General features: G+C 34.9%; 23 protein-coding genes. 17 read left to right on the forward strand and 6 right to left on the reverse strand.

Annotated features, from left to right (window positions below):
* The first annotated feature begins 2 nt into the window (after window positions 1-2).
* From rbsC to inhA2, 4 genes are all read left to right on the forward strand, one after another.
* Window positions 3-938 carry a ribose ABC transporter permease gene (gene rbsC / locus U860_RS0119555; protein WP_001074641.1) on the forward strand — a complete coding sequence of 312 codons (936 nt, stop codon included), beginning with the start codon at window positions 3-5 and terminating at the stop codon, window positions 936-938.
* 14 nt (window positions 939-952) lie between these two features.
* Window positions 953-1,876 carry a ribose ABC transporter substrate-binding protein RbsB gene (gene rbsB / locus U860_RS0119560; protein WP_025149826.1) on the forward strand — a complete coding sequence of 308 codons (924 nt, stop codon included), beginning with the start codon at window positions 953-955 and terminating at the stop codon, window positions 1,874-1,876.
* 38 nt (window positions 1,877-1,914) lie between these two features.
* Entirely contained in the window at window positions 1,915-2,562 is a 648-nt protein-coding gene (gene fsa / locus U860_RS0119565) for a fructose-6-phosphate aldolase (RefSeq protein WP_025149827.1), read from the forward strand.
* 426 nt (window positions 2,563-2,988) lie between these two features.
* Window positions 2,989-5,388: a M6 family metalloprotease immune inhibitor InhA2 gene (inhA2, locus tag U860_RS0119570; RefSeq protein WP_025149828.1), complete on the forward strand. Its 2,400-nt coding sequence runs from the start codon at window positions 2,989-2,991 to the stop codon at window positions 5,386-5,388.
* Between the two features lie 250 nt (window positions 5,389-5,638).
* Here inhA2 and U860_RS0119575 read toward each other — a convergent pair whose 3' ends face one another.
* The gene (locus tag U860_RS0119575) at window positions 5,639-6,793 is read right to left on the reverse strand and encodes an MFS transporter (protein ID WP_025149829.1); all 1,155 of its coding nucleotides are present in this window, start codon (window positions 6,791-6,793) and stop codon (window positions 5,639-5,641) included.
* A gap of 225 nt (window positions 6,794-7,018) precedes the next feature.
* Between U860_RS0119575 and bdhA the strand changes: the two genes are divergently transcribed.
* The 6 genes from bdhA to U860_RS0119605 all read left to right on the forward strand — a co-directional run bounded on the left by bdhA (window position 7,019) and on the right by U860_RS0119605 (window position 13,316).
* Complete coding sequence (bdhA, locus tag U860_RS0119580) at window positions 7,019-8,071, forward strand: (R,R)-butanediol dehydrogenase (RefSeq protein ID WP_025149830.1); 1,053 nt, start codon at window positions 7,019-7,021, stop codon at window positions 8,069-8,071.
* A gap of 119 nt (window positions 8,072-8,190) precedes the next feature.
* Entirely contained in the window at window positions 8,191-8,535 is a 345-nt protein-coding gene (locus U860_RS0119585; RefSeq protein WP_025149831.1) for a potassium channel family protein, read from the forward strand.
* 264 nt (window positions 8,536-8,799) lie between these two features.
* Window positions 8,800-9,651 (forward strand): phospholipase CerA, encoded by an 852-nt coding sequence (cerA, locus tag U860_RS0119590; protein ID WP_025149832.1) that lies wholly within the window; start codon window positions 8,800-8,802, stop codon window positions 9,649-9,651.
* Window positions 9,652-9,728: 77 nt separating this feature from the next.
* A complete protein-coding gene (gene sph, locus U860_RS0119595) occupies window positions 9,729-10,730 on the forward strand; it encodes a sphingomyelin phosphodiesterase (protein WP_025149833.1) in 1,002 nt (333 codons plus the stop codon).
* A 106-nt stretch (window positions 10,731-10,836) separates the two neighbouring features.
* Complete coding sequence (locus tag U860_RS0119600; RefSeq protein WP_025149834.1) at window positions 10,837-12,009, forward strand: amino acid deaminase/aldolase; 1,173 nt, start codon at window positions 10,837-10,839, stop codon at window positions 12,007-12,009.
* Complete coding sequence (locus U860_RS0119605) at window positions 11,997-13,316, forward strand: D-arabinono-1,4-lactone oxidase (protein ID WP_025149835.1); 1,320 nt, start codon at window positions 11,997-11,999, stop codon at window positions 13,314-13,316. Before U860_RS0119600 ends, U860_RS0119605 begins: the two co-directional genes overlap by 13 nt.
* Here U860_RS0119605 and U860_RS0119610 read toward each other — a convergent pair whose 3' ends face one another.
* A complete protein-coding gene (locus U860_RS0119610; RefSeq protein ID WP_025149836.1) occupies window positions 13,317-14,468 on the reverse strand; it encodes a VanZ family protein in 1,152 nt (383 codons plus the stop codon).
* Window positions 14,469-14,629: 161 nt separating this feature from the next.
* Here U860_RS0119610 and U860_RS33795 point away from each other — a divergent pair, with 161 nt between their 5' ends.
* Window positions 14,630-14,833, forward strand: coding sequence for a hypothetical protein (locus U860_RS33795; RefSeq protein WP_002174894.1), 204 nt, complete (start codon window positions 14,630-14,632; stop codon window positions 14,831-14,833).
* A 39-nt stretch (window positions 14,834-14,872) separates the two neighbouring features.
* Here U860_RS33795 and U860_RS0119615 read toward each other — a convergent pair whose 3' ends face one another.
* The 3 genes from U860_RS0119615 to U860_RS0119625 form a co-directional block, all read right to left on the reverse strand.
* The gene (locus U860_RS0119615; RefSeq protein WP_002174895.1) at window positions 14,873-15,160 is read right to left on the reverse strand and encodes a hypothetical protein; all 288 of its coding nucleotides are present in this window, start codon (window positions 15,158-15,160) and stop codon (window positions 14,873-14,875) included.
* A 214-nt stretch (window positions 15,161-15,374) separates the two neighbouring features.
* Entirely contained in the window at window positions 15,375-16,187 is an 813-nt protein-coding gene (locus U860_RS0119620) for an undecaprenyl-diphosphate phosphatase (protein WP_025149837.1), read from the reverse strand.
* A 130-nt stretch (window positions 16,188-16,317) separates the two neighbouring features.
* Window positions 16,318-17,262 (reverse strand): methyl-accepting chemotaxis protein, encoded by a 945-nt coding sequence (locus U860_RS0119625; RefSeq protein ID WP_025149838.1) that lies wholly within the window; start codon window positions 17,260-17,262, stop codon window positions 16,318-16,320.
* A gap of 220 nt (window positions 17,263-17,482) precedes the next feature.
* Between U860_RS0119625 and U860_RS0119630 the strand changes: the two genes are divergently transcribed.
* From U860_RS0119630 to U860_RS0119645, 4 genes are all read left to right on the forward strand, one after another.
* Window positions 17,483-18,733 (forward strand): 3D domain-containing protein, encoded by a 1,251-nt coding sequence (locus U860_RS0119630; RefSeq protein WP_025149839.1) that lies wholly within the window; start codon window positions 17,483-17,485, stop codon window positions 18,731-18,733.
* Between the two features lie 112 nt (window positions 18,734-18,845).
* On the forward strand, window positions 18,846-19,064 hold the full coding sequence (locus U860_RS0119635) for a helix-turn-helix transcriptional regulator (RefSeq protein ID WP_002167109.1): 219 nt from the start codon (window positions 18,846-18,848) through the stop codon (window positions 19,062-19,064).
* Window positions 19,057-19,533: a hypothetical protein gene (locus U860_RS0119640; RefSeq protein ID WP_025149840.1), complete on the forward strand. Its 477-nt coding sequence runs from the start codon at window positions 19,057-19,059 to the stop codon at window positions 19,531-19,533. The genes U860_RS0119635 and U860_RS0119640 overlap by 8 nt, the downstream gene beginning before the upstream one ends.
* A gap of 115 nt (window positions 19,534-19,648) precedes the next feature.
* Window positions 19,649-20,281 carry a class A sortase gene (locus U860_RS0119645; RefSeq protein WP_025149841.1) on the forward strand — a complete coding sequence of 211 codons (633 nt, stop codon included), beginning with the start codon at window positions 19,649-19,651 and terminating at the stop codon, window positions 20,279-20,281.
* Window positions 20,282-20,312: 31 nt separating this feature from the next.
* Here U860_RS0119645 and U860_RS0119650 read toward each other — a convergent pair whose 3' ends face one another.
* Complete coding sequence (locus U860_RS0119650; RefSeq protein WP_025149842.1) at window positions 20,313-21,698, reverse strand: peptide MFS transporter; 1,386 nt, start codon at window positions 21,696-21,698, stop codon at window positions 20,313-20,315.
* A gap of 229 nt (window positions 21,699-21,927) precedes the next feature.
* Between U860_RS0119650 and brnQ the strand changes: the two genes are divergently transcribed.
* Window positions 21,928-23,262 carry a branched-chain amino acid transport system II carrier protein gene (brnQ, locus tag U860_RS0119655; RefSeq protein ID WP_029953038.1) on the forward strand — a complete coding sequence of 445 codons (1,335 nt, stop codon included), beginning with the start codon at window positions 21,928-21,930 and terminating at the stop codon, window positions 23,260-23,262.
* A gap of 192 nt (window positions 23,263-23,454) precedes the next feature.
* Window positions 23,455-25,170, forward strand: a complete 1,716-nt coding sequence (locus tag U860_RS0119660; RefSeq protein ID WP_029953039.1) for a DUF2339 domain-containing protein — start codon at window positions 23,455-23,457, stop codon at window positions 25,168-25,170.
* The last annotated feature ends 22 nt before the right edge of the window (window positions 25,171-25,192 follow it).

Consider the following 25,192-nt stretch of genomic DNA (forward strand, 5'->3'; position numbering starts at 1 on the left):
ATATGGCTAAGAAGGGGAATGTATTACAACAACTCGGTTCTTTAATCGGTTTAGTGTTGATTATCGTAGTAATTACAGCTTTAAATCCAGCATTTATTGAAATTCCAAATTTATTTAATATACTGCGCCAAGTATCGATTAATGCACTCATTGCATTTGGAATGACCTTCGTTATTTTAACAGGGGGTATTGACTTATCGGTAGGTTCTATTTTAGCATTATCAAGTGCACTTGTTGCCGGAATGATGGCAAGTGGCATGGATCCGTTCCTTGCAATGGCAGTTGGATTATTAGCAGGTCTTGTAATGGGGATTGTAAACGGTATCATTATTGCGAAGGGAAAAGTAGCTCCTTTTATTGCAACTTTAGCAACAATGACCATTTTTCGCGGGTTGACGCTTGTTTACATGGACGGACGTCCGATCACTGGGCTTGGTGATCATTTAATGTTCCAAATGTTTGGCCGTGGTTATTTCCTTGGTATTCCTGTGCCAGCCGTTACAATGATGATCGCTTTTGCAGTACTGTACTTTATTTTAAAGAAAACAACGTTTGGTCGCCGTACGTTTGCGATTGGCGGAAATGAAGAAGCGGCAGCTTTATCAGGTATTAATGTTACGAGAATTAAAGTAATGATTTACGGTCTTTCCGGAATTTTGGCAGCGCTTGCAGGTATTGTCTTAACATCAAGACTAGATTCTGCACAGCCGACTGCTGGTACTTCTTACGAATTAGATGCAATTGCAGCAGTTGTGTTAGGAGGAACGAGTCTTTCAGGTGGAAGAGGATGGATTGTTGGTACATTCATCGGTGTACTTATTATTGGTGTACTAAATAACGGTTTAAATTTATTAGGTGTATCTTCTTTCTTCCAACAAGTTGTAAAAGGACTTGTAATCTTACTAGCTGTACTAATTGATCGTCGAAAAGAAGCGTAATGGAGGGGCAATTCATGAAAAAATGGTTACTGATACTCGTTGCATGCATCATGGTAGTTACTGCTGGTTGTTCAATGGAACCACCAGAATGGGCAAAGGATTCTAGCGATAAAGGTCGAAATAAAACTATTAAAGTTGGATTTTCTGTTTCAACTTTAAATAATCCATTTTTCGTCACGTTGAAAAAAGGGGCAGAAAAGAAAGCGAAAGATAGCGGCATTGAATTAATCGCTGTTGATGCACAAAATGATGCAGCGAAGCAAACAAACGATGTTGAAGATTTAATTCAAAAAGGTGTCGATGTAGTTGTTATTAATCCAACTGATTCAGATGCCGTTGCTTCAGCGGTAAGTGCAGCCAATGCAGCGAATGTTCCTGTTATTACAGTAGACCGAGTTGCGAATTCAGGTAAAGTTGTTTCTCACATTGCTTCCAACAATATAGAAGGTGGTCAAATGGCTAGTGATTACATTCGGGAATTAGTTGGTGAAGGAACAAACGTCGCTGAGTTAGAAGGAATCCCTGGATCGTCTGCAGCTCGTGAGAGAGGGAAAGGATTCCATAACGTAGCTGATAAGTCTTTAAAAGTAGTAGCAAAACAAGCAGCTGATTTCGATCGTGCAAAAGGATTATCTGTTATGGAAAATATTTTGCAAGCAAATAGCGATATAAAAGCAGTATTTGCTCATAACGATGAGATGGCATTAGGTGCACTTGAGGCATTAAAATCTGCTGGTAAAACGGACGTAGTCGTTGTTGGATTTGATGCAACAGACGATGCTGTGAAAGCGGTTAAAGATGGACGCATGGCAGCAACAGTCGCTCAAAAACCGGAATTAATCGGAGAGAAGGCGATGGAAACAGCAAAAGAGATAACACAAGGGAAAAAGGTGGACAAATTTATTCCGATTGAATTAGAGCTTATTAAGAAAAAATAAATAAATATAAAATGAAAATTAGGAAGGAAGAATAACAAATGAAATTCTTTATTGATACAGCAAACGTTAACGAAATTAAAGAGGCAAATGCATTAGGCGTAGTAGCTGGAGTAACGACAAACCCATCACTTGTAGCAAAAGAGGGCGTAGATTTCCATGAGCGTATTCGTGAAATTTGCAGCTTTATAGAAGGTCCTGTAAGTGCAGAAGTAATTAGCTTAGAAGCTGATAAAATGATCGAAGAAGGAAAAGAATTAGCGAAAATTGCTCCAAACGTTGTTGTAAAAGTTCCAATGACAACAGAAGGTTTAAAAGCAGTAAAAGCATTCTCTGATTTAGGAATTCGTACAAACGTTACATTAGTATTCTCAGCAGTTCAAGCATTACTTGCAGCTCGTGCTGGTGCGACATACGTTTCACCGTTCTTAGGTCGTTTAGATGATATCGGTCATAACGGTATGGACTTAATTCGCCAAATCGCAGAAATCTTTGCAATTCACGGTATTGAAACAGAAATCATTGCAGCATCTGTACGTCACAGCGTTCACGTAACTGACGCAGCATTAAATGGTGCACATATTGCAACAATCCCAGCAAACGTAATTGCTTCATTAGTGAAGCACCCATTAACAGATCAAGGAATTGAGAAATTCTTAGCTGATTGGGAGAAAACACAAGGGCAATAATAAGAAATGGAGAACCCAAGTTTAAATAACTTGGGTTTTTTTTTTATTTAAAAGAATTTTCATGCAATTGTGCATATTGCCTTTTAAATTTGTTATATAAGCTATTTAATATATAACAAATCACTCTTTATTTTTCATATTTCGATATAAAGTGAAACTTTAATCAGTGGGGGTTTTACGGGCAGTTATCTCCCACCTAACTTCCTCGCATTCGCCGAATTTTGAGGTGGGAGTCTTACTGCCCGCAAATAGCGGGATAAAAGGATAGAGAGTCTGACCAGAAAACTGGAGGGCATGATTCTATAACAGAAGGTTTAACGTTTATAGAATTATGCCTTTTTATATAGGGAGGGCAGAAAGTAGGGATTTCGATTTAAATGCACTTATTTATCTGAATTTTAAGTTTTATAAAAGGAGAGATATAGGATGAAAAGAAAAGCTCCATTTAAAGTGTTGTCATCATTAGCAATTGCGGCAATCATCGGATGCACAGCTGTAATGAGTGCGCCATTAGCATACGCAGAAACACCAGCTAAATCAAAAGAAAATGTGTCTACAACACCAATTGATTACAATTTAATTCAAGAAGATCGTTTAGCGGAAGCGCTGAAAGAAAGAGGAACAATTAATCCAGCATCTTCTAAAGAAGAGACGAAAAAAGCTGTAGAGCAATATATTGAAAAGAAACAAGGGGATCAGGCCAATAAAGAAATTCTTCCAGAGGATACTGCTAAAGAAGCATCGGATTTCGTAAAAAAGGTAAAAGAGAAAAAGATGGAAGAAAAGGAGAAGGTAAAGAAAGCTGAAAAAAATATTAGCCCTGAGCAAAAGCCAGAGCCAAATAAAAAACAATTAGATGGGAAAGTTCCAACTTCTAAGGCGAAACAAGCCCCATATAATGGACCTATTCGTACGGATAAAGTGCTAGTGTTACTCGTTGAGTTTAGTGATTATAAACATAATAATATTGAGCAAACGCCGGGTTATATGTATTCGAAAGATTTTAGTAGAGAACATTATCAAAAAATGTTATTTGGTAATGAGCCTTACACATTATTTGATGGTTCGAAAGTAAAAACATTTAAGCAATATTATGAAGAACAGTCTGGTGGTAGTTATAAGACAGATGGATATGTAACAGAGTGGTTAACTGTTCCAGGTAAAGCTGCTGATTACGGTGCTGATGGTAGTAGTGGTCACGATAATAAAGGACCAAAAGGTGCGCGTGATTTAGTGAAAGAAGCATTAAAAGCTGCAGCGGATAAAGGATTAGATTTATCACAATTTGATCAGTTCGACCGTTATGATACAAATGGCGATGGCAATCTTAATGAACCGGACGGTGTAATTGATCATTTAATGGTAATTCATGCTGGTGTTGGTCAAGAAGCTGGCGGTGGTAAATTAGGCGATGATGCAATTTGGTCACATCGTTCAAAATTAGCAAGAGATCCAGTAGCGATTGAAGGAACAACATCTAAAGTACCTTATTGGGGTGGAAAAGTAGCGGCTCATGATTACACAATCGAACCAGAAGATGGTGCAGTAGGTGTGTTTGCACATGAATTTGGACATGACCTTGGTTTACCAGATGAGTATGATACGAAGTATACTGGAACTGGATCACCTGTCGAAGCTTGGTCATTAATGAGTGGAGGTAGTTGGACAGGGAAAATCGCAGGGACAGAGCCAACTAGTTTTTCACCACAAAATAAAGACTTCTTACAAAAGAATATGGGTGGAAACTGGGCAAAAATTTTAGAAGTAGATTACGATAAAATTAAGAGTGGTGTAGGAGTTCCTACATATATTGATCAAAGTGTTACTAAATCAAATCGTCCGGGGGTCGTACGTGTCAACTTACCAGGTAAGAGTATTGAAACAATTAAGCCTGGATTTGGAAAGCATGCATACTATAGTACAAGAGGCGATGATATTCATACAACGTTAGAAACACCATTCTTTGATTTAACGAAGGGAATAAATGCGAAATTTGATTATAAAGCAAATTATGAACTGGAAGCAGAGTGTGATTTCATTGAAGTACATGCTGTAACTGAAGATGGAACGAAAACATTAATTGATAGATTGGGAGAAAAGGTAGTCCAAGAAGATAAAGATACAACAGATGGCAAATGGATTGATAAATCATACGATTTAAGTCAATTTAAAGGGAAGAAAGTTAAACTACAATTCGACTATATTACAGATCCAGCTTTAACATATAAAGGTTTCGCAATGGATAATGTAAATGTAACAGTTGATGGACAAGTAGTATTTTCAGATGACGCAGAAGGACAGTCTAAAATGAAGTTAAATGGATTCGTTGTTTCTGATGGGACAGAACAGAAGCCACATTATTATTATCTAGAGTGGAGAAACTATGCTGGATCAGATAATGGATTAAAAGCGGGAAGAGGTCCGGTGTATAATACAGGTCTTGTCGTTTGGTATGCAGATGATAGTTTCAAAGATAACTGGGTTGGGATACATCCAGGTGAAGGGTTCCTTGGTGTTGTAGATTCTCATCCAGAAGCGATTGTTGGAAATTTAAGCGGGAAACCAGCATACGGTAATACTGGAATTCAAATTGCAGATGCTGCATTTTCATTTGATCAAACGCCGGCATGGAATGTAAATTCATTAACACGCGGGCAGTTTAATTATGCCGGATTACAAGGTGTTACAACTTTTGATGATTCTAAAGTGTATAGTAACAAACAAATTGCTGATGCAGGACGCAAAGTTCCAAACCTTGGACTTAAATTCCAAGTTGTTGGACAAGCAGAGGATAAATCAGCAGGGGCTGTTTGGATTAGACGTTAATAAAATAAAAGCACATTCTTCATATGAAGAGTGTGCTTTTATTTTTGTACATTAAGTTATTATTTTAGTTTATGTAATACAACTGTTTATCCATGTGCAGTGTATCAAATTATGTGGGGAAAGGAAATATTTCCGAGGAAATTGTCGAAGTATCGTTGCCTTTTGTATTTAAATTAATTGGCATTATCCCAACTCTTCTGTTATATTACGGGTCATATCAATATGCATTAAAAAAAAGACAATGATGGAGTTATCCCATCATTGTCTTTTTTACTTTGCTTCTTACATAAATCATTCCGGCAAATGTTAATAAGAATGCCGTCCCGATAACGAAGCTTGCACTAGGGGATGCGCCGATTGCTCCGACTGTAAAGGAGCCAGCAACAACTCCTAACGAGAAGAATGCATAAAACAATCCGAATGCTTTCCCGCGATTATCATCTGTTGTATTTTCAACAAGTAAAGCATTAATAGATGGGAAGAGGATAGCGAATCCAATTCCATAGATCATCATAACGATAAAGAGCATGCCTTTTGTTGTAAATAATCCGAGTAAAGATAATGCTAATGCCATTACTGTAATCCCAATTAACATTAGTTTTGAACGATTGAATCGATCGTAAATCCGATTTGTTGGAAGTAAGAAGAAGAGGATAGCAGTAATTCCGAATACACTTAACATCATGCCTGTTGTAGATGCTTTAAGTGCTAATGCCTCAACTTTTACTGGTAACATATACGTGACAATTCCTTGTGAAAACATTAGTGTGAAAGCACCAATATATGCTTGTAATAATGGTTCTGATTTCAATAGTTCGATCATATCTTCTTTGTTCATCATTTGAGTTCTTGATGTATCTTTTCTTGATACGTTATTTGGTAAGAAGAATAGAGATACGATTGTACCAAGGGCCATTAAAATAGAAATGGTAATGAAAACCCATTCTATGCCAGCAGTTGCTTTCATAATGCCACTGAAAGCAGGTCCTACGATTGCCGCTGTTCCAACAGCAGCACCAGACAGAGCCATAGCTTTTCCTTGTCGTGCTGAATTCGTTTGTTTTGACAAAAATGTAAAGGCAGCAGGAATTAAAAATCCGTCACTAAAACCGTGCATAAAGCGCACAACTAATAGTTGTTCACCACTTTGAACAACGGTGTATAACAAGACTATGAAACTCGTAAATCCCATGCTTATATAAAGTATTTTTTTTGCACCAAATTTATCGACGGCAGCTCCAGCAATAATATTACCAATCATATTAGCGAATGAGTACATACCGACAACTAGTCCGATAATAAGAGGGGTTCCTCCAAGACTTTGAGCGAAAGTACTCATAATAGGTAATTGTGAAAATGTATCTAAAAACGCTACGATAACAATAAAGTAAATAAAATATTTCAAGCGATATTCACCTCTCCTATGCTATTATGGCATAATGCTAATTTCAACTGCAATGAAATTGAATTGACAGATGTGGAAAAAAGTACAAAGTGACAAAATATTGAACGTTATTTGTTAAAAATTAGTGGAAATGAGATTGTTTTTTTGAAATATATGGATGGAAGTATTATAATAGATTTGTAAACTTCACTAGGTTAAGTATATACATAGAGAGGGATGTATAAAATGAAAGCATTACTTTGGCATAATCAACGTGATGTACGAGTAGAAGAAGTACCAGAACCAACTATAAGACCAGGAGCAGTTAAAATTAAAGTTAAATGGTGTGGTATTTGTGGAACAGACTTGCATGAATATTTAGCAGGACCTATTTTTATTCCAACAGAAGAACATCCATTAACACATGTGAAAGCACCGGTTATTTTAGGTCATGAGTTTAGTGGTGAGGTAGTAGAAATTGGTGAAGGAGTTACATCTCATAAAGTGGGAGACCGCGTTGTTGTAGAACCAATTTATTCTTGTGGTAAATGTGAAGCTTGTAAACATGGACATTACAATGTTTGTGAACAACTTGTTTTCCACGGTCTTGGTGGAGACGGCGGTGGTTTCTCTGAATATACAGTAGTACCAGAAGATATGGTTCATCATATTCCAGATGAAATGACGTATGAACAAGGTGCGCTTGTAGAACCAGCAGCAGTAGCAGTTCATGCAGTACGTCAAAGTAAATTAAAAGAAGGAGAAGCTGTAGCGGTATTTGGTTGTGGTCCAATCGGGCTTCTTGTAATCCAAGCAGCAAAAGCAGCAGGGGCAACTCCTGTTATCGCAGTGGAACTTTCTAAAGAACGTCAAGAGCTAGCTAAATTAGCAGGTGCTGATTACGTATTAAACCCAGCAACTCAAGATGTACTAGCAGAAATTCGTAACTTAACAAATGGTTTAGGTGTTAATGTTAGCTTTGAAGTAACAGGTGTTGAAGTTGTACTTCGTCAAGCAATTGAAAGTACAAGCTTTGAAGGTCAAACTGTAATTGTTAGTGTGTGGGAAAAAGATGCGACAATTACTCCGAACAACCTTGTGTTAAAAGAAAAAGAAGTTATTGGTATTCTTGGATATCGTCATATTTTCCCATCTGTTATTAAATTAATTAGCTCTGGCCAAGTTCAAGCAGAGAAATTAATTACGAAAAAAATTACAGTGGACCAAGTTGTTGAAGAAGGATTTGAAGCACTTGTAAAAGATAAAACACAAGTGAAAATTCTTGTTTCACCTAAATAATATATAAAAGAAGAAAGTAGCCCTTTTCTAGAAATAGAAAAGGGCTACTTTTTTTATACACTGAAAGGTGATAGACTTTCCTTTAACTAAAGGTATTCTTGTTTGGAAGGGGGAGTCCAATGCTTTCATTTGTGTTAACATTGAAACGGATGCTAAGAGCCTGCTTACGAGCGTGGAAAGATAAAGAATTTCAAGTGTTATTCGTATTAACAATTTTGACTTTAATATCGGGTACAATCTTTTATAGCACGGTTGAAGGATTACGTCCTCTTGATGCTTTATATTTTAGTGTTGTGACATTGACAACTGTCGGTGATGGGAATTTTAGTCCTCAAACTGATTTTGGAAAGATATTTACGATACTATACATATTTATAGGAATCGGATTAGTATTTGGATTTATTCATAAGTTGGCAGTTAATGTGCAACTACCAAGTATATTATCGAATAGAAAAAAAGAGTAAAGCATGTAATTGCTTTACTCTTTTTTTACATTAGTTTAGACAAGTATTTGCAATAGCTTAACAATACTTTATTACAATGTAAGTGCATTCATTCATTATATTCACTATGTATAAAGTTATAACGATATGAACATTTGCATATTTTAATTTAGTAATAGAATTTTTGTGAAAGGTGGGATATTCTAGTCATAGGTTAACCGGACGACATCATAGGATCCTAACAAAATATTTAAAATATCTTAATTATAAAATGGAGGATTTTATATGAAAAAGAAAGTACTTGCTTTAGCAGCAGCTATTACATTAGTAGCTCCGTTACAAAGTGTTGCGTTTGCTCATGAAAACGATGGAGGGCAGAGAGTAGGGGTTATTCCGCGCTGGTCTGCTGAAGATAAACATAAAGAAGGCGTAAACTCTCATTTATGGATTGTAAACCGTGCAATTGATATTATGTCTCGTAATACAACACTTGTAAAACAAGATCGAGTTGCACTATTAAATGAATGGCGTACGGAGTTAGAGAACGGTATTTATGCTGCTGACTATGAAAATCCTTATTATGATAATAGCACATTTGCTTCACACTTCTATGATCCTGACAATGGGAAAACGTATATTCCATTTGCAAAGCAGGCAAAGGAAACTGGAGCTAAATATTTTAAACTAGCTGGTGATTCATACAAAAATAAAGATATGAAACAAGCATTCTTCTATTTAGGGTTATCTCTTCATTATTTAGGAGATGTAAATCAACCGATGCACGCGGCAAACTTTACAAATCTTTCGTATCCACAAGGGTTCCATTCTAAATATGAAAACTTTGTAGATACGATAAAAGATAATTATAAAGTAACGGATGGAAATGGATATTGGAATTGGAAAGGTACGAATCCAGAAGATTGGATTCATGGAGCGGCAGTAGTTGCGAAACAAGATTACGCTGGCATTGTAAATGATAATACGAAAGATTGGTTCGTGAAAGCAGCTGTATCACAAGAGTATGCAGATAAATGGCGCGCTGAAGTTACACCAATGACAGGTAAGCGATTAATGGATGCACAACGTGTTACTGCTGGATACATCCAGCTTTGGTTTGATACGTACGGAAATCGTTAAGTATTTGAAAAAGGTCAAATCTCCGAATAGAGTATTTGGCCTTTTTATCAATATACAGTACATGGAGGTTATGAGGCGTGAAAAGTAAGTTGCTAAAAGGTGTACTTAGCTTTGGGATTGGCCTAGGAGCTTTATATAGCGGATCTTCTGCTCAAGCGGAAATGTCTACAAATCAAAATGATACATTAAAAGTGATGACTCATAATGTATACATGTTATCAACGAATTTATATCCGAACTGGGGACAAAGCCAGCGTGCTGATTTAATTGGGGCAGCGGATTATATGAAAAATCAAGATGTTGTTATATTAAATGAAGTATTTGATAATAGCGCTTCAGATCGTTTGTTAGGGAATTTAAAGAAAGAATATCCAAACCAAACAGCGGTATTAGGTCGTAGTAATGGAAACGAATGGGATAAAACGTTAGGAAACTATTCATCTTCGACCCCTGAAGATGGCGGTGTAGCTATTGTAAGTAAATGGCCGATCGTTGAAAAGATTCAATATGTGTTTGAAAAAGGATGCGGACCAGATAACTTATCAAATAAAGGATTCGTATACACAAAAGTTAAGAAAAATGATCGTTTCGTTCATGTAATTGGGACGCATTTACAAGCTGAAGATAGTATGTGTGGAAAAACTTCGCCAGCATCTGTACGTACAAAACAGCTACAAGAAGTTCAAGAGTTTATTAAGAATAAAAATATACCGAATAATGAGTATGTGTTAATTGGTGGCGATATGAATGTGAATAAAATAAATGCTGAGAATAATAGCAATTCAGAGTATGCATCTATGTTTAAAACATTACATGCGTCTGTACCATCTTATGCAGGACATACAGCAACTTGGGATGCAACGACAAATAGTATTGCAAAGTATAATTTCCCAGATGCTCCAGCAGAATATTTAGATTACATTGTTTCTAGTAAAGACCATGCAAATCCAGTACGTATAGAAAATAAAGTGTTGCAGCCAAAGTCTCCAGAATGGTCTGTTACATCATGGTTCCAAAAATATACGTATAATGATTACTCTGATCATTATCCAGTAGAGGCGACTATTTCTATGAAGTAGTCAAAAAAGTTTCTTCGTGAAGAAGAAACTTTTTTTATTTGAAAACAGGAAAATCAATCTTTCTTTCCAATATGTATAAGACATATATAGAAGAGGAGAGAAAGATGTGGATAGGAGTATTTTTAAAGAGCTTCCATTACCGTGTGCATTTTTAGATGAAGTGGCTTTAGAGAGAAATATTCAATCTATTATTAAGTTAAGTGGTTATAAAAAGATTCGTATAGCGAGTAAATCATTACGTTCTATTTCAATTATGAAAAAGATTTTAGCTACAAATGATTGTTTTCAAGGTATTATGTGCTTTTCACCTAGAGAAGCTTTATTTTTAATTGAACAAGGATTTAATGATTTATTGCTAGGGTATCCTGCTTATAATGAAAGGGCTTTATATGAAATTAGTCTACTTACAAAGCAAGGCTTTATTATTACTTGTATGGTGGATTGCGAAGAACATATTGTTTATTTAGAAAAAATTGCTGAGAAGTCTAGTGGGTGTTTTCGAGTTTGTTTAGATATTGATATGAGTAGTCGTTTTTTTCGACTTCATTTTGGTGTAAGAAGATCTCCGGTAAAAGATGTCCAGAATGCTTTGAAAATAGTAGAAAAGGTGAAGGCATCACCATATTTAATATTAGATGGTGTAATGGGCTATGAAGCTCAAATCGCTGGGGTCGGAGATGATATGCCAAAACAATGGCTTCAAAATCAACTTATTTCGTATTTAAAGAGGAAATCAGTACTAGAAATTAATAAAAGAAGAGGAAATATCGTAAAAGAAATACAAAATCTTGGTGTTGAACTAAGGTTTGTAAATGGAGGAGGAACCGGAAGTATAAAATCAACCGAGCAAGATAACTCAGTTACGGAGATTACTGTAGGCTCTGCTTTTTATTCGCCCAAACTGTTTGATTATTATAAAGAAGTAAAATTTCAGCCAGCCGTTGGATTTGCTTTACAAGTTGTACGTAAACCTGATCGGTATATTTATACTTGCCTAGGTGGAGGGTATATTGCTTCAGGTGTAGTTGGTAAGGATAAAGAGCCTGAGGTTTGGAAACCAGATGGTGCAAAGTTATTAGCGTTAGAAGGTGCTGGTGAAGTGCAAACGCCGGTTTATTACAACGGTGACGAACAATTGTATATAGGAGATACTATATTGCTTCGCCATAGTAAGGCTGGGGAATTATGTGAGCGCTTTCCTGTTTTGTATCGTATTAAACAAGGGGAAATTGTTGGAGAGTATTCAACATATCGGGGGGATAACCAATGCTTTCTGTAAAGGGACAAAAATGGAAAAATTGGACAGGTAATGTAGAAGGAACTCCGCATTATACGATGTATCCTGAAAGTATACAAGATGTAGTAGAAGTGGTGAGATTTGCACAAGAAAAGGGGAAGAAAATCCGGGTTGTTGGTTCAGGACATTCTTTTACACCCCTCGTTCAAACAGAAGAAATTTTAATTTCTTTAGATGAATTGAGTGGGATTACGAATGTGGATTCGGAGAAGATGACAGTAGAAGTGTGGGCGGGAACAAAACTACATGATTTAGGAAAATTACTTGAGGAGAAAGGTTATGGGCAAGAGAACTTAGGGGACATTGATTCGCAATCTATTGCAGGGGCAATTAGTACAGGAACTCATGGGACCGGTGCTACATTTGGAAGTTTATCAACACAAGTGTTAGAAATTACAGCAGTTTTGTCTACAGGGGAGAGTATTGTTTGCTCTGAAGGAGAGAACTATGAATATTGGAAAGCGTTCCAGTTATCACTTGGAATGCTCGGTATCATTGTGAAGGTTAAATTGAAAGTTATTCCAGCGTACTCACTTGTTTACAAAAGTGAAAAACAGTCTTTTTCTGTAGTAATGGATAAACTGGAAGAATATAAACGAAATCGTCATTTTGAATTTTTCGTTTTTCCTTATTCAGATGAAGTTCAAGTGAAACTTACAAATGAAACAACGAGTAAAGGAACTGATTTGAAGTGGCATAAACTTAAGGTGGAACTACTTGAGAATAGGATCTTTTCTTTACTATCTAAAGGGTGTAAGTGGTTTCCTTCTATTAGTAAAGGAGTAAGTCAATTATCAGCCAAGGCTGTACCTAATACAAAAATAATTGGACCAAGCTATGAAGTGTTTGCTACATCGCGTACAGTTCCTTTTTATGAAATGGAGTATAGTGTCCCTTCAAAGTATATGAGGGCTGCTGTCGAAGAGATTTCAAATCTTATTGAAAAGAAAAAGTATAAAGTGCATTTCCCAATTGAATGTCGCTATGTGCATGGTGATGATATATGGCTCAGCCCAGCGTACGGAAGGGATTCAGCATATATTGCTGTTCATATGTATAAAGGTATGAAGTATGCCGCTTATTTTGGTGAGATGGAGCAAATCTTTCGAAAGTATGAAGGGCGCCCACATTGGGGGAAAATGCATACATTAACGTATGAACAATTACAGTATATATATCCAGAATTTCATTCGTTTTTAAAGGTGAGAAAGTCAGTAGACGAAACGGGAATGTTTTTAAATCCTTATGCAGAAAAGTTATTCACGATTATGAAAAAAGCTGACAAATAATTATTTGTCAGCTTTTTCAGGTGTAATTGCATTTCTTGTATGACTAATACGCTCGTAAAATAGTAATTTATCACGGCTAAATACATGCAATAAAACATGAATAATAAATAGACCGTTAATTACGAATAAGAATAGTAATATAACCATTAATATTAAAGGTTCTGTGCGGTTTAAAATAGAGCTGCTAGAAAGAACATAATTAATCCCACCTAAAACAAAGTAGAAAATACCGTAACGAATGAATAGTTCTTTCATTGTAATACGCTCCGTTTTTCCTTTAATGTAAATACGAAGCAAAGCTTTTCCAATCGTTTTTCCGTTCGTAAAGTATGGAATGATAATAAAGTAAATAAAGATCGAACATGTAATGAAAATAAGTTCGTATATATTTGTGTAAGATTGAATACTAGAAATAAAGAGAGAGTTTCCTTTGTTTTTAATGACAGGCACAACGATAGATAAGAAAATCCAATCAATTTGCATAGCGATGAGACGACGAACGAATCCGACTGGTTTCGTTTCCAGATTAATATAACTATCTAATTCACTTGCTTTAGGAAGGTAGTAAGTAAATATTGGTGCAATAATAAAACCAATTAATCCTCCTAATGTGTTTAAAAACAGGTCGTCGATATCGAATAAGCGATATGCACAATTATATATACCATATAATCCAGTTACTTGTGTTATTTCAAAAAATAGTGAAAGACAAAAAGAGATGCAAATTGTCTGTAGGAAACTACGGCGGAAATAATAACGTAAGTAAATACCGAATGGAACTGTTAGTAGAACATTAAAAGCTACTTGCAAGAATGCAGATTCTTTTAATAAATAGAAATAAGTAGTTGGTTTCGTTAAAATTACCGACGTATGATTACGAATCTCTTGTACGAAATAAAATGGTGAGAGCTGCATATGTTGTGTATTGGCCGGTTGTAGGCTACAAGTATCATACGTTTGTGGTAATGGTAAAATAACAAGAAAATAGGCATTTAATAAATAGAGTAATAAAGAGTATAAAATAAATGAGCGCCATTTATTTAAGTAACCGTATTTTCGATAATTAAATATTAAAAAAGGGATTAAGAGAAACATTGCTAAAATAGGAAATAAAATAAATGCTGTTTTGATTGGGAATAAATATGTCGTCAAAATGAAACTCCTTTCAATTAAAATCCGTCTATCATTATAGCGCTAAAAGGAGTTTGTAACAAAGTTAAAATAGAAAAAATTACAAATTAAACTCATATTAAGTTATAATTAAATTTAATATAATATATTATGATAATATAAGTTGAGAGAGGGTACATGATATACAATATGAGCTTTTTTCTATAAGTGGGGATCATATTACGACTTTTGAAAGCGCATGGCGTTTTCAGGAGGGGGAACAGATTTTTGTCCATGATGATAATACAAAACGAAACTTTATTATTATTCGCTTAACACATGATTTATTTCAAAAAAATACACATGTTATTCGCTTGTATTGTCAGGAAAAGAAAGTTTATGCATAAGGAGAAACCTCTTACTGTATGGGGGCAGTAAGAGGTTTTCTATTTCATATAGGAAGCATTGGATTTTGAAGAAAGGATATAATTTTGCACTTGGTGCTTCCACGTTTCACCGCTCTTTCTTTGAGGCAGCCACTCATGATAATCTTGTTGTGTTTTCCATAACATACGAACCATATATTCAGCGCCAGCATCTGTACGATGCACGTGCGAAAATTCTATGTTAATAAAACCTTGTGTGCCAGACGATGGATAATGCTGTCTAAGCGAATGAAATATTTCATTTTCATAGCCATATTTAATATGAATAAGTTTAGTAACAATAAACATACGAACACCTCTTTTTCGATAATAATAAAAAACAAGATAGAAGAGAGAACTTTAATTTTCTTTATACATGTAAGGGAAAGTAGTGAGGATAATTAAAATTATACTATTCAGAAAATTCAAAGTAAATAATGAAAGTAATTTTAGATTGGAATATAAAAAGCAAGTCATCCTATTTTAGTAGAATGACCTGCTTTAAAGAGTATTATGTTTCACTTTATAAGAAAATGATAGTGAGTACACCTACGATAATACAGTAGAAAGAGAAATATTTTAAATTGCCTTTTGCCATAATGTTCATAAACCATTTTAATGAAATATATGTCATGATAAATGTCGCGATGAACGCAACAAGATAAGGTACAAATAATGTATCTAAATTTGGATCTTTTGCAATATCTGTAATACTTAGCAATAAACCACCTAAGCTAACAGGAATATATAGTAAGAATGAGAAGCGAAGAGCGGTTTCTTGCTTCATACCAAGTAACATTGCTGCTACGATTGTAGCACCAGAGCGGCTTATGCCAGGAATTAGTGCGCAAGCTTGTGCTAGACCGACAATGATTGCATCTTTCATAGAAAGATCGCCATCATTTTTACGTCCACGCAAGTTTCTAATAATCCAAAGGCCGATAGCAGTAATGAGGAGAGAAATCCCAACCATTTTAACGCCTTTTAAGTACTGATCGATATAATCTTTGAATAAAACGCCAATTACACCTGCTGGAATGGTTGCAATAATAAGGTAAATAATAAAGAAGAAATCTGATTTTGCATCTTCTACTCTTGTAAATATATAAGATAGACCATTTTTTGTTAGACGAACTAAGTCATTTCTATAAATAAGTAATACAGCTAATAATGAAGCTGAATTAACAAGTAGCTCAAAGCTAAACCCTTCTATTTCTAGTCCTAGCAAATTTTGTGCTAAAACGAGGTGACCGCTTGAAGAAATCGGAATTGGTTCTGTTAGTCCTTGGAACAGACCAAGAATTAAATATTTCAAAATGTAATAAAATTGTTCCATAACATCCTCCTTGTTTATTAGTCGAAAGAAACAACTGTTTTATTATAACAAAAGAGAGGACGAATATTGAGAAGAAAATAATATTCAAAATATAATAGAAATCCCCTTACGTTATAGGAGATTTTTAACATTACTGAGAAACTACTATTTCTTGAATACTTTTCGATAATTGGACATCGACTTTTTCGGCATCATGAATGTGGTTCATAATAGTAGTATTTAACTTTTGGAACATTTGTTGTGTATTTGCAAATTCTCGTAATATATCATCATTACAAGATTTTTGGTTCTCGATAGCTTTAATAACATTTGTAGCGCCACTTTGTAATGTTTGAATCATCATTAAAATATTTTCAATTCTAGCGTTAGTATCGGCGCTCATTTCCACACCTTCATCAACTAAATGTAAATTATCTTTTGTATTTTCGTACGCTTTTTCAATTTCTTCTTGAATTTTTTTCGTTAAGTTGCCAATATTTTTTGTACTCTCCGCTGTGCTTTCTGCTAGTTTTCTTACTTCATTGGCAACAACAGCGAATCCTTTCCCATGCTCTCCAGCACGTGCAGCTTCAATACTTGCATTTAACGCTAATAAATTTGTTTGTGCTGCAATGTTTTGAATTACTTCTACTATTTGTTCAATTTCTTTAGAGCGTTCGCTTAAATGATTCATACTATTAGAAGTGCGTTGAGATTGTTCACCTAATTTATTAATTACAATGAGTAAGCGATGAACGGATTCCTTTCCCTCATTAGAGCAATCAATAATTTCTTCAATAGATTGAATTAAGTTTTGTTCTTTTTGTAGCATTTCATTGTTTAATTCATTGGAATGTGTAGTACGAGTCGAAACATTCTCAAAGCATGCATTTAATTGTTGAATTAAGTTTTGGAGTGTATGGTGTTGGTTATTTACAAGTTCATGCTCTTGCATAACGCTTTGTACACGATTATGGATAGAAGATATAATTTCTTGTTTTTCCACATCTTTTTGTTTTAATTCTGTTTCTAGTTCATGTATACGAGTTTCTAGTTGATCGATTTTATGTTGGAGTGATTTCTTTTGAGTAAACATTTTATTTCATTCAACCGCCTTTAAGATTTTTAATTTCTCTATATTTGGATTTTAGCATTTTTTATAATTTTTAAATATAGTAATTGTTAAATATTTAAGAATCTATTACATTTTATTCGCAATTCCCTTTTTTTGTCATGAAAAATAAACTGTATTTAATGGTTTTGTAAACAAACTGTAAAATAAATCATGTATAACTGTATAAGAAGGGAGTCGGATTATGAACTATTTTAAGCGAATCAGTAGTCTTGTATTAGCAGGAATTATCGGTCTTTCTAGTACAGTCGCTGTAAAAGCAGAGTCAAACGACGAGAAACTTAACAACATGCAACAGCAATTGCAGCAAAACGATGCAGATATGCAGAAGAAAGAGCAAGAGAAGCAAGCTGTTAGTAAAGAAATTCAAGGTATCGAAAATGAACTACATAATTTAAATAATACAATTGCAGAAAATAAAGAGGATCAAGCTGCTATTCAACGTAAAATCGATGAAACACATAAGCAGATTGAACAAAAAAAAGCAGATATTGTCGTTTTAGAAGATAAAGTCCTTGCTCGTAAGGATATTATGAAAAAACGTATGGTTTCTGTTCAAAATAGCTCAAATACGAGTTTAGTAGTAGAAGTTGTTGTGGAATCAAAAAACTTTGCTGATTTCATACAACGTATGAATGCAGTATCTACCATTTTAGATGCAGATAAAGAAATTTTACGTCTACAAGAACAAGATCTTCGTCAAATTGAAGAAGATAAAAAAGCAATCGACGAAAAAGAAGCATCTTTAGTAGTAGATAAGCAAAAATTAGCAAAAGCACAAGCTGATTTGCAAGATAACTTGAAAAAGCGTCAAGATAACTTGCAAACAGTTCAAGCTAAATATAATGAGATTGCAAATCAAATTAATTTAGCAGCAGAAGAAAAAGCAAAAGTTGAAGCAAATATGAAAGCAGTACAAGAAACAATTGCTCGTGAACAAGAAGCAGCAAGAATTGCAGCAGAAGAGCGTGCAAAAGCTGAAGCAGCTGCAAAGGCTGAGCAAGAAGAGTTAGCAAAAGCGAAGGCAGCAGCTAAGCAAAAAGAGGAACAGACAGCTAAGCCGGCAGAGCCTGTAGCAAAAAATACAGCACCAGAATCTAAGCCAGACACTAAACCAGCTCAAGGTGGAAAAGAATTTTATGTAACAGCAACTGCGTATACAGCTGATCCATCTGAAAATGGCTATAAATCGGGTGAAACTGTAAAATCTAAGTTAGGACATGATTTAACTGCAAATCCAAACATGAAATTAATTGCTGTAGATCCAGCTGTTATACCGTTAGGTTCTACTGTATATGTAGAAGGATATGGAACAGCGATTGCTGGAGATACTGGTAGTGCGATTAAAGGTCATATTATCGATTTATTAATGCCAGATTCAGCAACAGCTAATAATTGGGGCAGAAGAACGGTTAAAGTTACAATTTTAAACTAAACCAAAATCCAACTTTACAATAAGTGAAGTTGGATTTTTTTGTGAAAATAATGTTAAGTTGAGTTTACATTTTGTTAAGGGTAGCATACAATGATGGTGAGAGGTGGTAAATTTGACCATTTTAAATAGAGTAAAGGAATTAAGAGCTCGCTTTAATTTCACACAAAGTGTATTAGCAGAAAAGGTTGGAGTGACGAGGCAAACAATCGCGGCAATTGAAAAAGGGGATTACGTTCCTTCATTGTTACTAGCACTGACAATTTGTGATGTGTTTGAGTTAAAGATGGAAGATGTGTTTGTTTTAAATAAGGAGGGGGAAGAGGATGAATAGACTTGTTGCTTCATACGTTATAAATTTATTTTATAGTGCATTAGCATGCTGGGCGTTTGTAGAGTTTTACAGTTTTTATATACAGTTTGCTGATATTATTAAAGATGAAAAGTTCCCATCTGAAATAACAATTAGTTTGACACCGTTCGTCTTAATATTTACTGTAGCTATCGTATTCGCATTTTTTTATAGATCACATAAGAAAAAGTATAAAGGATTCTCATATTTTTGGATGTACCCTTTATTATTTCCGCAAGAGGATGAACGTGAAAAGGTAATTACTGATAAGGCATGTCGAACAACATTTGTTTCATTATGGTTTGTATTGCCTTGCGCACTTGGATTATTAATATTTACTCCTGTAGCGAATCTATATATTTCGGCATATCCTTTATATGTTGTATATTTAATTTATTTCATTCAAATGACAGTCTTCCACGTATCACTATACAGAAATAAATTAGCTTAAAAAGAAACCTTCTTGCATCAGCAAGAAGGTTTCTTTTAGCTTATACTTGTACATATGGCAATATTATTTTATCATTTTATATAGAGTAAGATTTTGTAAGGGAAAGGAATTGTATATGAATAAGCAAAGAATTTATAGTATAGTAGCAATCCTTCTATTTGTTGTAGGTGGCGTGTTAATCGGAAAACCATTCTATGATGGGTATAAGGCAGAGAAGACACAGACAGCGAATGTACAAGCTGTTCAAAAGATGGCATATGAAAAGCATGAAACAGAATTTGTAGATGCTTCAAAAATTAATCAACCAGACTTGGCAGAAGTAGCGAATGCATCGTTAGATAAAAAACAAGTAATCGGTCGAATCTCTATTCCGAGTCTTTCGTTAGAGCTACCGGTTTTAAAATCATCTACTGAGAAGAATTTATTGTCAGGTGCGGCAACTGTAAAAGAGAATCAAGTGATGGGAAAAGGAAACTATGCATTAGCAGGACATAATATGTCAAAAAAAGGTGTTTTATTTAGTGATGTATCAACTTTAAAGAAGAATGATAAAATTTATTTATATGACAATGAAAATGAGTATGAGTATGCTGTTACAGGTGTATCTGAAGTAACTCCTGATAAGTGGGAAGTTGTAGAGGATCACGGAAAAGATGAGATAACGCTTATTACATGTGTATCTGTTAAGGATAATTCTAAGCGTTTTGTTGTTACAGGCGATTTGGTCGGAACAAAGGCGAAGAAATAAAAAAAGATGAGGGGAAATCCCTCATCTTTTTTTAATCCATCCATTTTACTAATTTTTTAGAAATCGATAATAAAACACAACCTAAAACGATCGCCACAGCGCCGATAACTGTGAATACTTCAGCATATCCAAGTGAAGTTGTAAAGCTTGCAAGCTGTCCACCTAAAATGTTGGCGATTCCTGAGCTTGCTAGCCATACGCCCATTAGTAGAGAAGCAAGTTTTACTGGAGCGAGAGCACTAACCATTGATAGCCCGACAGGTGATAAGAATAGCTCACCTAACGTATGGAAAAGATACGTAAAGACGATAAATAGTAAGTTTGCTTTTTCTGTAATGTTATGCTCATCACTACCTGTTTTTAATGTAGCCATAACGAGAATGATATAACCGATACCGAGTAAGATCATACCAAGTCCCATTTTTGTTGGGATTTTTAAATCACCACTTTTTCGAGTTGCAAGTTTTGCCCATAATGCTGAAATGGCTGGTGCAAGTAAAATAATAAATAATGGATTGACCGATTGGAACCAAGACGTTGGTACTTCCCATCCGAATATGGAGCGGTCAACGAACTTATTTGTATATAATGTTAACGAACTACCAGCTTGTTCAAAACCAGCCCAGAAGAAGACAACGAAGCACGTTAAAATGACGATAACTGCTGTATGTTGTTTTTCTTTTTTTGTTAATGGTGTATTTCCTACTGTTGGTTGCCCATCTGTTGTTTGTAAATCGCGAGTTGGTTTTTTACCGATATCACCAAGGAAGCGATTAGATAGTGTTGTAAATAAGATTTGTCCAATAATCATTCCGATTGAAGCTGCTAAGAAACCGTAACGGAATCCGTAATGAACAACACCATCAACTGTTGTTTTGAATAAATTTTCTGACAAAAATCCACAAACGAGTGGAGCTAAAAACGAACCGACGTTAATACCCATATAGAAAATTGTAAATGCACTATCACGTTTCGGATCGTGCTCTTCGTATAATTCTCCAACAAGTGTAGAGATATTCGGTTTGAAGAATCCATTACCGATAATAATAAGCGCTAATCCGAGGTATAGGCCGACTTGGTTTTGCAGGGCAAATAGTGTAAGGTTACCGATTGCCATTGTTATACCACCAATTGTGATGGCTTTTCGTCTACCTAGAAAACGGTCCGTTAAGTATCCACCGATTAATGGAGTGAAATAACAAGCTCCAGTATAAAATCCGTAAATAGAGAGTGCCCACGCTGGACTAAACCCAAGACCACCACTTACTAAAGCTGTTGTTAAATATAATGTTAATAATCCTCGTAATCCATAGTAACTAAATCTTTCCCACATTTCTGTAAAGAAGAGTAAATATAAACCGGGAGGATGTTTCTTTTTTCTTTGTTGTTCTTTTTCTAGTTGTATCGCTGATTCCATGTTATTTTCCTCCTGACACAAACAAAAACAAAGTTAATAGTTTTATTTGTTTAATATTTTACTTTATTAACTATTGAAAGTCAATTAAGGTTGATTTTTCAGAAGAAATTGGAAAAGGGAAGTAGCTATAGAATGGGTGTTTCTTTTGTGGTAGACTATGGACTATGTTTTCTTTGTAAGGAAGCGGATTATCGCGTTTTTCTTATGTGTGAAATTGATTCCGTTTGAGATGAAATTGAAGAAGGAGAAAGAAATGAAATTGTTACAGAAAAAAGAAGTTTTACTTATTAGTCTTATGTTATTCTCTATGTTCTTTGGAGCGGGTAATCTTATATTTCCACCTTTCCTTGGATACGAAGCGGGAGAACATGTGTGGATTGCGTTGTTAGGCTTTATTATATCAGCAACAGGTCTTCCGATATTAGGTGTTATTGCTATTGCGAAAGCAGGAAGCTTTCAAACGTTAGCAGGTAGAGTTCATTCCTCATTTGCAATTATTTTTCCGTGTATTGTGTATTTATTTATTGGACCTGGGCTTGGTATACCACGTGCAGGAAGTTTAGCTTTTGAAATGGGACCAGGTCAGTTGTTCCCAGAAATGGGTAGCGTAGCTTTATTATTTTACACGGTTATTTTCTTTAGTATTGTTTACTGGTTAAGTTTATCACCATCTAAATTAATGGGCTTGTTTGGAAAGGTGTTAACGCCACTATTATTATGTATGATTGCTCTTATATTTATAAAGAGTATGTTTACACCGGTAGGTAGTGTGAAAGAGCCTGCTGGAAATTATGGACAAGCTCCTATGTTCCAAGGGTTTTTAGATGGATATTTAACGATGGATGCGTTAGCGGCTTTAATCTTTGGGATTGTTATTGCAAATGCTTTGCGTGCAAAAGGTGTAGAAGATGATAAAGGTATAGCGAAATACATGAGTATTGCTGGTATTGGAGCAGGCCTTTTATTATCTATTATTTATGTCATCCTTGGATATGTTGGTTCAATAAGTGGTTCATTAGGTACATTTGATAACGGTGCGAAAGTGTTAGCACAAGTCATGACGACGTTATTTGGACAGAGCGGGGTAGTTTTATTAGGTCTTATTTTTACTGTCGCTTGTCTTTCTGTTTCAATTGGACTTGTTACGTCTTGTAGTCAGTTTTTCGCTAGTGTATTTCCGAAAGTATCTTATAAAGTTTGGGCATTTATATTAAGTTTTGTTAGTATGGTTTTAGCTAATTTAGGATTAACACAAATTTTAAAAGTATCGGTACCGATTCTTGGATTCATATATCCGATCGCATTAACGCTCATTATTTTAGGGTTGTTTCATAAATATATTGGGAAGTATGTCTACGTATATTCGGTAACAATTGGGATTGTAGCGTTATTTAGTGCAATGGATATTTTAAATAAAAGTGTATTGATGAATAAGTGGACACCGTTACTAGAAAATCTTCCGTTTTATACAGAAGGTGTAGGTTGGATTATTCCAGCGTTTGTAGGTGTTTGCCTCGGTATAATCGTTAGTATTGCTATAAATAAGAATAAAGTGAAACTTTAATCAGTGGGGGGTGTCCATCCCCCACTGATTATTATCCCTCACCAATCGGGATAAATAAGTGACAAGGTGTTTTCCTATTTCGGAAAACACCTTTCTTTTTTGGAAAAATAGTATTGAAAATGAATAGACTAGGAGTATGATAAAGATAATTGGAAATATATAGGTTTAAAATGAATGATGAGGTGGGAGTGTATGAAGGAGGATTTAAATAAGAAAATAGAAGCACTTGAAATAGCAATTGAAACAATTCAAGAGACACTTTCTGAATTGAAAGCGCAGCAAAGAAAAATAGAAGTAGATAAAGTTCAACAAAATGTTAGTGAGGAAAAGCAAGAATATATTGAAACGGTAACGGATGAAAAGCTACAAGTGGATGCAGTTACGATAAGGGAGCCAGTACAAGAACTTGAGGTAAAACAAGTAGATATATCTGCATTTAAACCAGAACCATTTAATATTATAAAGTTTTGCCAAACATGGTTACCACGCATATTTGTCGGTATTATGTTACTTGGGGTTATTTGGTTGTTTAAAGCGGGAGTAGATGCTGGGTTGTTAACACCAGCGATACGGATTGTGTTTGGTATAGCACTATCTATCGGTTTGTATTATGTAGGAGATATACAAATTAAAAAAGAGCGGCAAGCATTAGGGTTAGTATTAGCTGGTGGAAGTATTACAGGTATTGTTTTAACGACGTTTGCAGCACATTATTTATATGAGTTTATTCCCGCAAGTATTGCGTTTATCTGCAACATTATATGGGTCATTTTAGGGATTTATTTAGCGAAAAGATATAAATCGGAATACCTTGCTATTTTCGTAGCGGTAGGGGCATTTTTCGTTCCTTTCTTGTTAAATAGTACGACTCCTAATACGTATGTTTTCTTTAGCTATGAGACGATATTAACAATCAGTTTATTATGGTACGCATTGAGAAACCGTTATAAGTACTTATATATGATTTCTTATGTTGTTGCTGCAATTGTCCTATTTGTTTTCTTTGCTGTTATGTCAATGTTAGTAGGGAATTTGCAAGTGCAGTTAACGGTTGTATACGGAATAATTCATTTACTATTATTTTGGCATACGTTTACGGAGAGAAGCTTTATACAAGAACCACGCTTGGCAATATTTGGTACTAACGCAGTTTTCTTTATATTAGCCATTTCAAAAATACCTGAATTTACAACGTGGGGGCTAGTTATTAGTGCATTTGTGCATACCGCTATGTTCGTACTTGAATATAGGAAGAATAGACATTCTGTATTTACAAATCTTTTATTTGGTTTTGCAATGGGATCATTTAGTTTAGCGATTTTATACGAGTACAGTTTAGTGAATGCAGCAATCGTATTATTGTTACAAGGTTTCCTAGGAGTGGCTACTTCTATTAAAGTAAAACAGAACATGAAATTGTATATAAGTGCAACAATTTATGCAATCGGGATGATACAGACAATCTTTAGTCCGTTTGATCAGTTCATTTCAGCAGGTTTTGTAGCTCATATTATTTTAATAGTGACATTTTATTATGGCATGATAAAAGCGAAACATATGTTAGCGAGTTTTGGAAAATATATTTATTCTATAGCGCTCTATTGGCTAATGGTAATTGTATTTATTACAATTACTAGAATCGGTGAAGTTCTTTCTACCGATGGAAGTATAATTAGCGTATATGTATCATTATTATGGATGGTATATGCATTATTTGCAGTTTGGTTTGGCCGGAATAGACATATGAATGAAATATTATATGCTGGTTTAGTCGTATTAGTAGTAACAGTAGGGAAGTTGTTCCTTCTCGACTTACCAGAGGTGTCTATGATGATCAGAGCGGTGTTATTCTTAATAGTTGGTAGTATAGGTATTGTTATTTCAAGAATGTTTTTCTCAAAAGAATAGAAGTGAAAAGAAGGCAATCCGT

The sequence above is a fragment of the Bacillus sp. H1a genome, from assembly GCF_000633475.1.
Taxonomy (GTDB): domain Bacteria; phylum Bacillota; class Bacilli; order Bacillales; family Bacillaceae_G; genus Bacillus_A; species Bacillus_A paramycoides.

Excerpts from the sequence above, each read along its gene's own strand:
- U860_RS0119630 (WP_025149839.1), top strand. The coding sequence starts at position 17,483 with ATGAACTATTTTAAGCGAATCAGTAGTCTTGTATTAGCAGGAATTATC.
- brnQ (WP_029953038.1), top strand. The coding sequence starts at position 21,928 with ATGAAATTGAAGAAGGAGAAAGAAATGAAATTGTTACAGAAAAAAGAA.
- fsa (WP_025149827.1), top strand. The coding sequence starts at position 1,915 with ATGAAATTCTTTATTGATACAGCAAACGTTAACGAAATTAAAGAGGCA.
- U860_RS0119605 (WP_025149835.1), top strand. The coding sequence starts at position 11,997 with ATGCTTTCTGTAAAGGGACAAAAATGGAAAAATTGGACAGGTAATGTA.
- U860_RS0119645 (WP_025149841.1), top strand. The coding sequence starts at position 19,649 with ATGAATAAGCAAAGAATTTATAGTATAGTAGCAATCCTTCTATTTGTT.
- rbsC (WP_001074641.1), top strand. The coding sequence starts at position 3 with ATGGCTAAGAAGGGGAATGTATTACAACAACTCGGTTCTTTAATCGGT.
- cerA (WP_025149832.1), top strand. The coding sequence starts at position 8,800 with ATGAAAAAGAAAGTACTTGCTTTAGCAGCAGCTATTACATTAGTAGCT.
- U860_RS0119640 (WP_025149840.1), top strand. The coding sequence starts at position 19,057 with ATGAATAGACTTGTTGCTTCATACGTTATAAATTTATTTTATAGTGCA.
- U860_RS0119585 (WP_025149831.1), top strand. The coding sequence starts at position 8,191 with ATGCTTTCATTTGTGTTAACATTGAAACGGATGCTAAGAGCCTGCTTA.
- bdhA (WP_025149830.1), top strand. The coding sequence starts at position 7,019 with ATGAAAGCATTACTTTGGCATAATCAACGTGATGTACGAGTAGAAGAA.
- U860_RS0119625 (WP_025149838.1), bottom strand. The coding sequence starts at position 17,262 with ATGTTTACTCAAAAGAAATCACTCCAACATAAAATCGATCAACTAGAA.
- U860_RS0119660 (WP_029953039.1), top strand. The coding sequence starts at position 23,455 with ATGAAGGAGGATTTAAATAAGAAAATAGAAGCACTTGAAATAGCAATT.
- U860_RS0119620 (WP_025149837.1), bottom strand. The coding sequence starts at position 16,187 with ATGGAACAATTTTATTACATTTTGAAATATTTAATTCTTGGTCTGTTC.
- U860_RS0119650 (WP_025149842.1), bottom strand. The coding sequence starts at position 21,698 with ATGGAATCAGCGATACAACTAGAAAAAGAACAACAAAGAAAAAAGAAA.
- rbsB (WP_025149826.1), top strand. The coding sequence starts at position 953 with ATGAAAAAATGGTTACTGATACTCGTTGCATGCATCATGGTAGTTACT.
- U860_RS0119615 (WP_002174895.1), bottom strand. The coding sequence starts at position 15,160 with ATGTTTATTGTTACTAAACTTATTCATATTAAATATGGCTATGAAAAT.
- inhA2 (WP_025149828.1), top strand. The coding sequence starts at position 2,989 with ATGAAAAGAAAAGCTCCATTTAAAGTGTTGTCATCATTAGCAATTGCG.